We start from the raw sequence: 10,862 nt of genomic DNA, 5'->3' as shown, positions 1-10,862 counted from the left end.
CCGGAACGCGCATGGCGATGCCGTCGAGCTTGCCCTTGAGCTTCGGCAACCCCGTGAGAGGGTGCCGCCCCTGCGGCGTTGCCTCCCCGGGCCCGGAACCTGGCGGCAGCCTTGGCCGGCCGCGAGCCGAGCCGCCGGGTCCGTCGCCCTCGGAATTCCCCCGCGGCGGACGGGCCGGGAACGTACCGTCCAGGCATGACGATCACCAGGCTCCCCGCACCGCCCACCGATTCCGCCGTCGACGCCTGGCACGCCGTCGTTCGGGCCGCGCACCTCGCGGACCTGCCCGGGCATGTGCCGGCGCCGGGCAGGGTCGAGACCGAGGGCAGGCTTCGCATGTCCTCGGTCGACGCACGGTCCGTCCACGTGGCGGCCAAGGCCGCCGACGGGTCGTACGACGGTGTGGCCTCGCTGGTGCTGTTCACCGACCGCAGCAACCGGCACACCGGTTTCCTCGACCAGTTGGCGGTGCATCCGCGGGCCCGGCGGCAGGGTGTCGGGACGCGGCTCTGGGCCGCCGTACGCGACGAACTCGTCGCGGACAACCGGACGTCCGTCTCCGCAGTGGTCGAACGCGGCGGTCCTGGCGAGGCGTTCGCCACCGGACTCGGTCTCTCCAACGCACTGCCGCTGGCCTGGTACGTGCAGAAGATCCAGGACGCGCTCGCCGCACAGCCGGTGCGGCCCGCGCTCCCCGACGGTTACGTCCACGCCCACTGGACCGGTGTTGTTCCCGACGCGCTCGCCGACGCGTTCGCCGAGGCCCACAACGCCATGCAGGACGCGCCCCTCGGGGACGTCGACCAGAGCGTCCCGCCGTGGGACGCGGTCAGGGTGCGCAAGGCCGCACAGGTGATCGTCGACCGCGGTGGCGTCATCCTCTCCTCCGCCGTCGTGCACACCGCGTCCGGTGCCGACAGCGTCGCCGCGTACACCGAGCTGGTGCTGCGTGACCCCTCCGACGTCCGGGCCCTGCAGTACGACACGGCCGTCGTCCCGGCCCACCGCGGCCACGGGCTCGGCAGGGCGGTCAAGCGCCACATGATGGACGTGGTGGCCGCGGCGCACCCCGGCGTACGGGAGGTGGCCACGACGGTCGCCGACGAGAACGGCCCCATGCTGGCCGTCAACGAACAACTCGGCTATCGGCGCGAGCGGGCCATCGGGTACTTCCAGACCAAGCTCTGAGCGTCACACCGCGCCGGCGTTCGCCACCTCGTCCACGCCCCAGCCCGCAAGCAGCCGCAGCGACTCCTCGGACCGCGAACCGGGCTCGGCGTGGTAGGTGACCAGGGACAGGTCATGGTCGTCGGGCAGCTTCAGCGTCTCGTAGGCCAGCGTCATCTCGCCCACCAGGGGATGGTGCAGCCGCTTGGTGCCGTGCCCCTTCTCCTGCACCGTATGGGCGGCCCACAGCGACCGGAACTCCTCGCTCTTGACCGACAGTTCGCCCACCAGCGCCGACAGCTGGGGGTCGTCCGGGTAGCAGCCGGCGCACAGCCGCAGCACGCTCACCACCTCGACCGCCTTGGACTGCCAGTCGAGGTAGAGGTCGTGCGCGCCCTGGTCGAGGAAGACCATCCGCGCCATGTTGCGCTCCTCCGGCGCCATCGTGGCGAAGTCGCCGAGCAGCGCGCGGGCCATCCGGTTCCACGCCAGGATCTCCAGGCGGCGGCCCAAAAGGTATGCGGGGACGGTGTCCATGGAGTCGATCAGATGCTGCAGCCCCGGCCGCACCTTCAGCTGCCGGTGCGGCGAATGCCGCCTCTTCTTCGCCTTCGGACTCGCCAGATGCGTCAGATGCGAACGCTCGGTGTCCGACAGGCGCAGGGCGCGGGCGATCGAGTCCAGCACCTCGGTGGACACGTTCTGGCCGTTGCCCTGCTCCAGGCGCGTGTAGTACGCGACGGAGACCCCCGCCAGCTGCGCCAGCTCCTCGCGCCGCAGCCCCGGCACGCGGCGGTGGCGGCCGAGGTCGGGCAGCCCGACGTCCTCCGGCTTGAGCCGGGCCCGCCGGGACCGGAGAAATTCGCTGAGCTCCGCACGCTGGTCCATGCAGTCAAGTATTCAACGCCCTCGGGCGGCGTACGAGCGCCCGCCTGACCCTGCCAGTGGTAGGCACAGCAGACATATGCACAACAGAGGGCTGGGTGGCCCGCCGGGACTCGGGCAGGCTCGACGCCATGACCACGAACGTTTCCGCATACGCCGCTCCCGCCGCCAACGCCCCGCTGGAGCGGACCACCGTCCCGCGTCGCGCCGTCGGCGAGCACGACGTACTCATCGAGATCAAGTTCGCCGGCATCTGCCACTCCGACATCCACCAGGCCCGCGACGGCTGGGGAGAGGGCATCTTCCCGATGGTGCCCGGCCACGAGATCGCCGGTGTCGTCACGGAGGTGGGCACGGGGGTCACCAAGTACAAGGCCGGCGACCGGGTCGGCGTCGGCTGCTTCGTCGACTCCTGCCGAGCGTGCGAGTACTGCCGGCAGGGCCTGGAGCAGTACTGCACCCAGGGCATGACCGGCACCTACAACGCCCTGGACAGGAACGGGGAGCCCACCTACGGCGGCTACTCCACACACATCGTCGTCGACGAGAACTACACCGTCCGCATCCCCGACGGCCTCGCCCTCGACGAGGCCGCGCCGCTCCTGTGCGCCGGCATCACCCTCTACTCGCCGCTCACCCACTGGAAGGCCGGACCCGGCAAGAACGTCGCCGTCGTCGGGCTCGGTGGCCTCGGCCACATGGGCGTGAAGATCGCGCACGCGCTCGGCGCCGAGGTGACCGTGCTCAGCCAGAGCCTGCGCAAGCAGGAGGACGGCCTGAAGCTCGGCGCCGACCACTACTACGCCACCAGTGACCCGGAGACCTTCGAGAAGCTGGGCGGCACCTTCGACCTGATCGTCTCGACCGTCTCGGCGCCCCTGGACTTCGGCGCCTACCTGGGCCTGCTGAAGACGGACGGCGCGCTCGTCAACGTCGGCGCACCCGAGGAGCCGATCTCCCTCAACCTGTTCTCGGTCATCAGCGGCCGCAAGACCCTCGCCGGCTCCATGATCGGCGGGATCGCCGAGACCCAGGAGATGCTCGACTTCTGCGCCGAACACGGACTGGGCGCGGAGATCGAACTGATCAGGGCCGACCAGATCAACGAGGCCTACGAGCGGGTGCTCTCGAGCGACGTCCGCTACCGGTTCGTCATCGACACGGCCACCATCTGAGGCGTGCGGCACCCGTCGACTACCTCCGAGGTAATCGACGGGTGCCCGCCCTCCGGGCAGCATCGGGAGCACATTACGAACCGCTGATCCCGGGGAGGACGCCATGACCGCTTACGCTGTCGCGAACCTGCGGCCCGCCGCACAGCTGGACGACGAGGTCTTCGACTACATGGAGCGCATCCAGGCGACGCTCGATCCCTTCGGAGGCCGTTTCCTCGTCCACGGGGCGACCCTCGAAGTGGTCGAGGGACAGTGGCCGTGCGCCCTGGTCGTCGTCGCCTTCCCCGCCCTGGACGACGCCCGCGAGTGGTACGCGTCCGACGCCTATCAGGAACTCCTGCCGCTGCGGACCCGCCACATGGCCGGCGATGTCGTCCTCGTCGACGGCGTCGCCCCCGGCTACGACCCCGCCGTGACGGCGGCCCGGATGAGGGAGGCGCAGGCGGGCGCGGGTGCGGCCGGGCGCTGAGCCGGCGGCCGTGTCGTCCACCGCCGGCGCGCCCGAGCCGCGACGATTTCGCCGCCGGCGCAACGCCGCCTGCTCGCAAGGCGGTTGCGGCGCTCCTAGGCTGAGGGGGTGAGCAGCCACGAGACGAACCGCGCCCGTGTCATCCCTCTGCGCCCGGCTTCGGCCGCCGCCCCGGCCGCCCCGGCGACCCCCGCCCCGGCATCCCCCACCCCCGCGAGGGAACCCCTGTGGCGGGACGTCGTCGGCGGCGTCCTGCGGCGCGAGCGGCTTGCGCAGGAGCGCACCCTCAAGGACGTGGCAGACGCCGCGCGGATCTCCGTCCCGTACCTCTCCGAGCTCGAGCGCGGCCGCAAGGAGGCCTCCTCCGAGGTCCTCGCGGCCGCCGCGCACGCGCTGGGGTTCGGGCTCGCTGATCTCCTCGCCCTCTCCCACCGTGAACTCGTACGCCCCGTCCGGTCCACCACCACCCGGCTCGGCCGGACCGCGGGGGCCACACGGCAGGGCGACGTACGCCTCGCCGCGTGACGCACCGGCCGGCCGTGCACCGGCCGGCCGTCGCACGAGCCGACGGCCGGCTGGGCACCTCGTCCGCCGGCCGTCACCCCTGCCGGCGGCTGAGCACCTCGTCCGCCAGCCCGTACGCCACCGCCTCCTGCGCCGTGAACACCTTGTCGCGGTCCATGTCGGCGCGCAGGGCGGCCACGCCGTGAGGCGTGTGCCGTGACAGCACCTCCTCCACCTGGGAGCGGATCCGGAGCATCTCCTTGGCCTGGAGGCTGAGGTCCGAGACCGTGCCCTGCCTGCCACCGCTCGCGGGCTGTCCCAGCAGCACCCGCGCGTGCTCCAGGACGTACCGCCGGCCCGGGTCGCCCCCGGCCAGGAGCACCGCGGCGGACTCGGCCGCCTGCCCGACGCAGAAGGTCGAGATGGGCGCACGGACGAAGGTCATCGTGTCGTAGATCGCCATCAGCGAAGTGAACGAGCCGCCGGGCGAGTTGATGTAGATCGCGATCTCGGTCTCCGGGCTCGACGACTCCAGGTGGAGCAGCTGCGCGATGACGACGTTCGCGACGCCGTCGTCGATCTCCGTTCCGATGAAGATGATCCGCTCGGACAGCAGACGGCTGAACACGTCGTAGGACCGCTCGCCCTGCGCCGTCCGTTCGACGACGTTCGGGATCGTGTACTGGCCCATGTCAGCCCCCCAGTCCGATACGCCGCCGGGGCCCGGCGGGCCGGACGTCCTCGAGCGACTCGACGACGTGATCGACCATGCCGTACTCCTTCGCCTGCTCCGCCGTGAACCACCGGTCGCGGTCGCCGTCGCGCGAGATCGTCTCCTCGGGCTGACCGGTGTGCTCCGCGGTGATCCTTTCGATCGCCTTCTTCGTGAACTCGAGGTTCTCGGCCTGGATCGCGATGTCGGCGGCGGTCCCGCCGATGCCGGCCGACGGCTGGTGCATCATGATCCGCGCGTTCGGCAGCGCGAAACGCTTTCCGGCGGTGCCGACGGTGAGCAGGAACTGCCCCATGCTCGCGGCGAATCCCATGGCGAGCGTCGACACGTCGTTGGGGATCAGCCGCATCGTGTCGTAGATCGCCAGCCCGGCGGTCACCGACCCGCCCGGGCTGTTGACGTAGAGGCTGATGTCGGTCCGTGGGTCCTCCGCCGACAGCAGAAGCAACTGCGCGCAGACCCGGTTCGCGGACACGTCGTCGACCTGCGTACCGAGGAACACGATCCGCTGCGTCAGCAGCTGCGCGGCCAGGTGGTCGTCGAACCGCGACGGGGGTGTGTCCTCGTCGGCGGCTCGTGGATACGGGGCAAGGGCTGACATCCGGCCTCCTCGTGGTGGTCCGCGGCGGTGATCGCCGCGGTCCTCCCACTGTCGGCCCGCACATGGCGCCGCGTCAGAAACCTCTGCCCGCAGCAGATTCGCTGCGGGCGAAGGACCCGGCTTCTTTGTCGTTTCCCCAGGTCAGACCCGGCACGCCGACGCGGCACGGCCGGCACGAAGCTCCAACCGCTCGCCGGTGAACGCGCCGCGGAACCGCCGGTCGTGCGAGACCGCGACCACGGCGCCCTCGTACGCTGCCAGTGCTTCCTCCAACTCCTCCATCAGCGCGGGCGCCATGTGGTTGGTCGGCTCGTCGAGGACGAGCAGGTCGGCCGGGGACGACAGCAGCCGGGCCAGCTCGAGACGCCGCTGTTGCCCCACGGACAGCGCCGGCACCGGCACGGCCAGGTCCTCCTCGCGGAACAGGCCGAGACCGAGCAGCTCCTCGGCGTACTCCTCCGGCGGCCCGCCGCGGCCGGCCGCGTACGCCGACAGCAACGGCCGACGCGGCGGCGACGCCGGCAGCTCCTGCGCCAGATAGCCGATGCGCACCCGCTCCTGATGGTGCACCGTGCCCTCGTCCGGATGCAGATCCCGCGCCAGGACCCGCAACAGGGTCGTTTTCCCCGCCCCGTTCGGGCCGGACACCAGCAGCCGCTGTCCCGACTCCACCCGCAGACCGCCCAGCCGCAGCCGGTCGCCGACGGCGATGTCCGTGAGCTCGGCGAGCAGCCCCGAGCGGCCCGAGGTGACCGGCCGTGCCGTGAACCGCAGCGGCGGTGGTGGCGCGGCCACCGGCTCCCGCTCGAGCCGTTCGAGGCGCTGCCGCGCCGCCCGGACCCGGCCCGACAACTTCGCCTCGTGCGACCGCCGGTGCTTGCCGAAGCCCTGGCGCGGGTCCTTGCCCGTCGCCGCGAGACGCTGCCCCGACGCGGCGACGAGCTCCCGCGTACGGGCCAGTTCGTCCAGCCACTGCTCGTGGTCCTGCTCCCTGCGCCGGCGGGCGGCGGCCTGCGCCGCCAGGTAGCCGGCCCAGCCGTCGCCGTGGCGACGCACGGTACGGGTGTCGCGGTCCACTTCGAGGATGGTGGTGGCGACGCGTTCCAGGAACGCCCGGTCGTGGGTGACCGCCACCACCGTGCCGCGATGCCCGCGCAGCTGCTCCTCCAGCCACTCGGTGGCCTGCCGGTCCAGGTGGTTGGTCGGCTCGTCGAGCAGCAGCAGCTCCGGCGAGGCGGCCAGTACGCACGCCAGCGCCAGCCGCGACTGCTCCCCGCCGGAGAGCGTACGAAGCGGCCGGCCGCGCGCGATCCGGGCGATGCCCAGCCCGTGGAGCGCGGCGTCGACCCGGGCGTCGGCCTCGTAACCGCCGCGTTCCTCGAAGGCGGTGAGCAGCTCCCCGTATGCGGCGAGCTCCTCCTCACCGGCCTCGCCCAGGCGGGCCTCCGCCTGGCGCATCCGGCGCTCGATGTCGCGCAGCCCGGCGAGCGCGGTGTCGACGACGTCCTGCACGGTGTGCTCGGGGCCGAGTCCGAACGTCCCGGTGAGCGTCTGGGCGAGATGTCCGGTGCCACCGGGGGCGCTGGCGGTGATCTCCCCGGTGTCGGGGCTTTCCGCCCCGGCGAGCAGCCGCAGCAGCGTCGACTTGCCGGACCCGTTCTCACCGATGACACCGGCCCGCTCACCGGGCCGCACGGTCAGCGACACCTGATCGAGGACGACACTGCCGTCGTACGCCTTGGAGACGTCCTTCATCATCAATTGGGCGCGTTCGCGCATGGTCTTTCCCTGGAATGACAGCCCCGCGCACGGCACGGTGGCGGCGCGCACAGCGCCGGGGCATGCCGGAATCGGGGCAGGGTTTCTGTCGGACGGGCGGAGAGAGGGACGTCAGCGGAGTCCTACGACTCGCACGCTGCGTCCGCGCCCGGAATCAGAGAAAGAAGTAGTGCATGTGGGAACCCATGCCCCCAGTGTGCCACGGGCTTCGGGCCCTGCGTCCGTCGGACACCTGCCGGGTGGGAAGAACCGGCTCGCGTGCCGGTCGGGGAGCCGGTCGCGCCACGCGGACGCGGAGGGGCGGGAACGACGGCCGTCGTTCCCGCCCCAGTGCCTTTGACGAAGTGGGTGCGCTCAGCCCTCGGCCCTGGCCACGCCGATCGGGCAGGAGACCCCCGTCCCGCCGATGCCGCAGTAACCCGCCGGGTTCTTGTCGAGGTACTGCTGGTGATACGCCTCGGCCGCGTAGAACGGGCGGCCCTCCGCCGGGAGGATCTCCGTCGTGATCGTGCCGTAGCCGGAGCCCGTCAGGACCTTCTGGTACGCGTCGCGGGACGACTTCGCCGCCGCGGCCTGGGCGGGGGAGTGGGTGTAGACGGCCGAGCGGTACTGGGTGCCGACGTCGTTGCCCTGGCGGAAGCCCTGCGTCGGGTTGTGGGACTCCCAGAACAGCTTCAGCAGATCTTCGTACGACACGACCGACGGGTCGAAGACGACGCGGACCGCTTCCGTGTGGCCCGTCATGCCCGAGCAGGCCTCTTCGTACGTGGGGTTCTCCGTGTAGCCGCCCTGATAGCCGACCAGGGTCGTCCACACGCCCGGGGTCTGCCAGAACTTGCGCTCCGCGCCCCAGAAGCAGCCCAGCGCGAAGTCCGCGGTTTGAAGGTGCTCGGGGTAGGGCCCCTGCAGGGGGTTGCCGAGGACGGTGTGGCGGTCGGGGACGGTGAAGGACGGGTCGGGGCGGCCCTTGAGGGCCTGCTCGGGGGTGGGCAGCACGGGCGTACGGCCGAAGAGCATGACTGGTTCTCCTTCACGGTGACGGCACAGGGAAGAACGTCCCGGTGCCGTCGTGCATTCCGCAGGGCCAAGGCGGCGGCCGCTACCGCAGCAGCGTCGCCGGGCTGCCGCCGTTCGCCTCGTAACCGGCGACCGCCAGGGCCCGGTAGACCGTGTACGCCGCCGCCGGGTCGGGCTCCGTCGTCCACGGCAGCGCGCCGACGTGCCCGTCGACCTGCACCAGCTGGTGCATCGCCTCCGCCCACCGCTCGGAGTTCACGAGGAAGACGATGAGCAGATGGCGTACGTGCGCGAGCACCGGGTCGTCGGGGCGGGCGGAGTGCACCGCGAACAGCGCGCCCTCCATGGCCTTGGTGACCACCGCGCTCTGGTAGAAGGAGCGCACGAGGTTCACCTCCGGCAGGTGCTCGTAGAGCGCGAAGAGCGGGAGAGCGGCGAGCAGGGAACCGTGCGGGGCGCGGGCCGCGGCGGTCGTGGCGAAGTGGTCCGCCTCCTCGCGCGAGCCGTGCCACTTCTCGCACAGGTAGTGCAGCGCGGCCAGGTGGGCGCCCATGTGGTCGGGGGCCCGGTCGATCACCTTCGCCCACAGCTGGTCGAACTGTTCGTGGCTGTAGCCCAGTCCGCGGGCGACGGCCAGCTCGACGATGTACGGCACGGGGTCGCCGGGAGCGAGGAGCGCGGCCTCGCCGCAGACCGTGCGGGCCTCCTCCAGGATGATCCGGAAGTCGTCCGCGCCCACGGTCGACGTACGCCAGGCCTGCTGCACCAGGAACTCGGCGTGCACCTGCGCCGCGCCCGCGTCCTTCGGGGCCTCGGAGCGCCAGTTGCGCAGCCACGCGCCGCCGACGCCCGGCTGCTGCTGCAGTTCGAGGGAGGCGGCGCCGGCGAAGGCCTGGACGCGCTGCCAGCGCTGCTCGCTCTCCTTCGGCGTCCCGGCGAGCAGCTGCGACGCGGCCTTCCAGTCCTGGGTGCGCTGGACGACGTCCAGTACGTCGAGGAGGTCCTGGTCGGGGCCGGGCATCCGGACGTCCAGCAGCTCCTGGCGCACGAATCCGTAGGTGTCCGGGTCCGCGGCGTCGGGCGAGCCCGGCTCGGCGAGCCGTATGCCGTTGCGGCGGCGCAGTACTGCGGGGCCGATGATCGCCACCAGCATGCACAGTGCGATCAGGAACCAGAGAATCTCCATGGGCCCATTGTCCCGGACGTGGGCGGTGACCGGCCACGTCCGGTCCGGGACGGGACTACGCTCTGGCCTCATGAGCGACCAGCACAGCTTGCAGAGCTTCGAGACCCGCGCCATCCATGCGGGCAACACGGCGGATCCGCTGACCGGCGCGGTCGTCCCGCCCATCTACCAGGTGTCCACGTACAAGCAGGACGGCGTGGGCGGACTGCGCGGCGGTTACGAGTACAGCCGCAGCGCCAACCCCACGCGCACCGCGCTGGAGGAGAACCTCGCCGCCATCGAGGGCGGCCGGCGCGGTCTCGCCTTCGCGTCCGGGCTCGCGGCCGAGGACTGCCTGCTGCGGACGCTGCTGTCCCCCGGCGCGCACGTGGTGATCCCGAACGACGCGTACGGCGGCACGTTCCGGCTCTTCGCCAAGGTGGTCGAGCGCTGGGGCGTGGACTTCTCCGTCGCGGACACGTCCGACCCGGCCGCGGTGCGGGCGTCGGTCACGGACCGCACGAAGGTGATCTGGGTCGAGACGCCGTCGAACCCGCTGCTCGGCATCACCGACATCGCGGCCGTCGCGGACATCGCGCGCACGGCGGGCGCGAAGCTCGTCGTCGACAACACGTTCGCCAGCCCTTACCTGCAGCAGCCGATCGCGCTCGGCGCGGACGTCGTTGTGCACTCGCTGACCAAGTACATGGGCGGGCACTCGGACGTCGTAGGGGGTGCGCTGATCGCCGCCGACGCCGACCTCGGCGAGGAACTGGCGTACCACCAGAACGCGATGGGCGCGGTCGCCGGACCGTTCGACGCGTGGCTCGTGCTGCGGGGTATCAAGACGCTGCCGGTCCGCATGGACCGGCACAGCGAGAACGCGACGCGCGTCGCCGAGATGCTCACCCGGCACCCGAAGGTCACGCAGGTCCTCTACCCGGGGCTGCCCGAACACCCTGGCCACGAGATCGCGGCCAAGCAGATGCGGGCCTTCGGCGGCATGGTCTCCTTCCGGGTCGAGGGCGGCGAGCAGGCGGCGGTGGAGGTCTGCAACCGCGCCAAGCTGTTCACTCTGGGAGAGTCCCTGGGCGGTGTGGAGTCGCTGATCGAGCACCCGGGCCGGATGACGCACGCGTCCGTCGTGGGCTCCGCGCTCGAGGTCCCCGGGGACCTGGTCCGTCTGTCGGTGGGCATCGAGGCGGCCGACGACCTGCTGGCCGATCTGCAGCAGGCGCTGGGCTGACAGGGTTCTGACATGCCGCAGGCCCCCGTCGTCCTCGTCGGTGGCGCTGCTGGGCATGGCCGCGGTGTTCGTCCTGATGGTGCCGCTGCGGCTGCGTGCCGCTACGCGCCGGAGAGCGAGC

11 protein-coding genes are annotated in these 10,862 nt (G+C 71.7%); 5 read left to right on the top strand and 6 right to left on the bottom strand.

What is annotated here, in order from left to right; all coding sequences use genetic code 11:
• Nucleotides 1–195 precede the first annotated feature (195 nt).
• Nucleotides 196–1,188 carry a GNAT family N-acetyltransferase gene (locus tag ABZ070_RS31760; protein ID WP_356638890.1) on the top strand — a complete coding sequence of 331 codons (993 nt, stop codon included), beginning with the start codon at nucleotides 196–198 and terminating at the stop codon, nucleotides 1,186–1,188.
• 3 nt (nucleotides 1,189–1,191) lie between these two features.
• Here ABZ070_RS31760 and ABZ070_RS31755 read toward each other — a convergent pair whose 3' ends face one another.
• Nucleotides 1,192–2,055: a helix-turn-helix transcriptional regulator gene (locus ABZ070_RS31755; protein ID WP_356638888.1), complete on the bottom strand. Its 864-nt coding sequence runs from the start codon at nucleotides 2,053–2,055 to the stop codon at nucleotides 1,192–1,194.
• Between the two features lie 128 nt (nucleotides 2,056–2,183).
• Between ABZ070_RS31755 and ABZ070_RS31750 the strand changes: the two genes are divergently transcribed.
• From ABZ070_RS31750 to ABZ070_RS31740, 3 genes are all read left to right on the top strand, one after another.
• Nucleotides 2,184–3,227 carry an NAD(P)-dependent alcohol dehydrogenase gene (locus ABZ070_RS31750; protein ID WP_356638886.1) on the top strand — a complete coding sequence of 348 codons (1,044 nt, stop codon included), beginning with the start codon at nucleotides 2,184–2,186 and terminating at the stop codon, nucleotides 3,225–3,227.
• Between the two features lie 103 nt (nucleotides 3,228–3,330).
• Nucleotides 3,331–3,696: a DUF1330 domain-containing protein gene (locus tag ABZ070_RS31745; protein ID WP_356638884.1), complete on the top strand. Its 366-nt coding sequence runs from the start codon at nucleotides 3,331–3,333 to the stop codon at nucleotides 3,694–3,696.
• A gap of 108 nt (nucleotides 3,697–3,804) precedes the next feature.
• Nucleotides 3,805–4,221: a helix-turn-helix transcriptional regulator gene (locus ABZ070_RS31740; RefSeq protein WP_356638882.1), complete on the top strand. Its 417-nt coding sequence runs from the start codon at nucleotides 3,805–3,807 to the stop codon at nucleotides 4,219–4,221.
• 73 nt (nucleotides 4,222–4,294) lie between these two features.
• Here the strand turns inward: ABZ070_RS31740 and ABZ070_RS31735 are convergent, their stop codons facing one another.
• The 5 genes from ABZ070_RS31735 to ABZ070_RS31715 form a co-directional block, all read right to left on the bottom strand.
• Entirely contained in the window at nucleotides 4,295–4,891 is a 597-nt protein-coding gene (locus ABZ070_RS31735) for an ATP-dependent Clp protease proteolytic subunit (RefSeq protein ID WP_356638880.1), read from the bottom strand.
• 1 nt (nucleotide 4,892) lies between these two features.
• On the bottom strand, nucleotides 4,893–5,534 hold the full coding sequence (locus ABZ070_RS31730) for an ATP-dependent Clp protease proteolytic subunit (RefSeq protein WP_356638878.1): 642 nt from the start codon (nucleotides 5,532–5,534) through the stop codon (nucleotides 4,893–4,895).
• Nucleotides 5,535–5,675: 141 nt separating this feature from the next.
• On the bottom strand, nucleotides 5,676–7,313 hold the full coding sequence (gene abc-f, locus ABZ070_RS31725) for a ribosomal protection-like ABC-F family protein (protein ID WP_356638876.1): 1,638 nt from the start codon (nucleotides 7,311–7,313) through the stop codon (nucleotides 5,676–5,678).
• A gap of 354 nt (nucleotides 7,314–7,667) precedes the next feature.
• Nucleotides 7,668–8,330, bottom strand: a complete 663-nt coding sequence (gene msrA, locus ABZ070_RS31720) for a peptide-methionine (S)-S-oxide reductase MsrA (RefSeq protein WP_356638874.1) — start codon at nucleotides 8,328–8,330, stop codon at nucleotides 7,668–7,670.
• A gap of 82 nt (nucleotides 8,331–8,412) precedes the next feature.
• Nucleotides 8,413–9,516 carry a hypothetical protein gene (locus ABZ070_RS31715; RefSeq protein WP_356638872.1) on the bottom strand — a complete coding sequence of 368 codons (1,104 nt, stop codon included), beginning with the start codon at nucleotides 9,514–9,516 and terminating at the stop codon, nucleotides 8,413–8,415.
• 70 nt (nucleotides 9,517–9,586) lie between these two features.
• Here ABZ070_RS31715 and ABZ070_RS31710 point away from each other — a divergent pair, with 70 nt between their 5' ends.
• Nucleotides 9,587–10,741, top strand: a complete 1,155-nt coding sequence (locus tag ABZ070_RS31710) for a cystathionine gamma-synthase (protein ID WP_356638870.1) — start codon at nucleotides 9,587–9,589, stop codon at nucleotides 10,739–10,741.
• Nucleotides 10,742–10,862 lie beyond the last annotated feature (121 nt).

Origin of the sequence: Streptomyces sp. NPDC006283 (assembly GCF_040613325.1) — a bacterium.
GTDB lineage: Bacteria > Actinomycetota > Actinomycetes > Streptomycetales > Streptomycetaceae > Streptomyces.
This window is presented reverse-complemented; position numbering and strand designations above follow the sequence as displayed.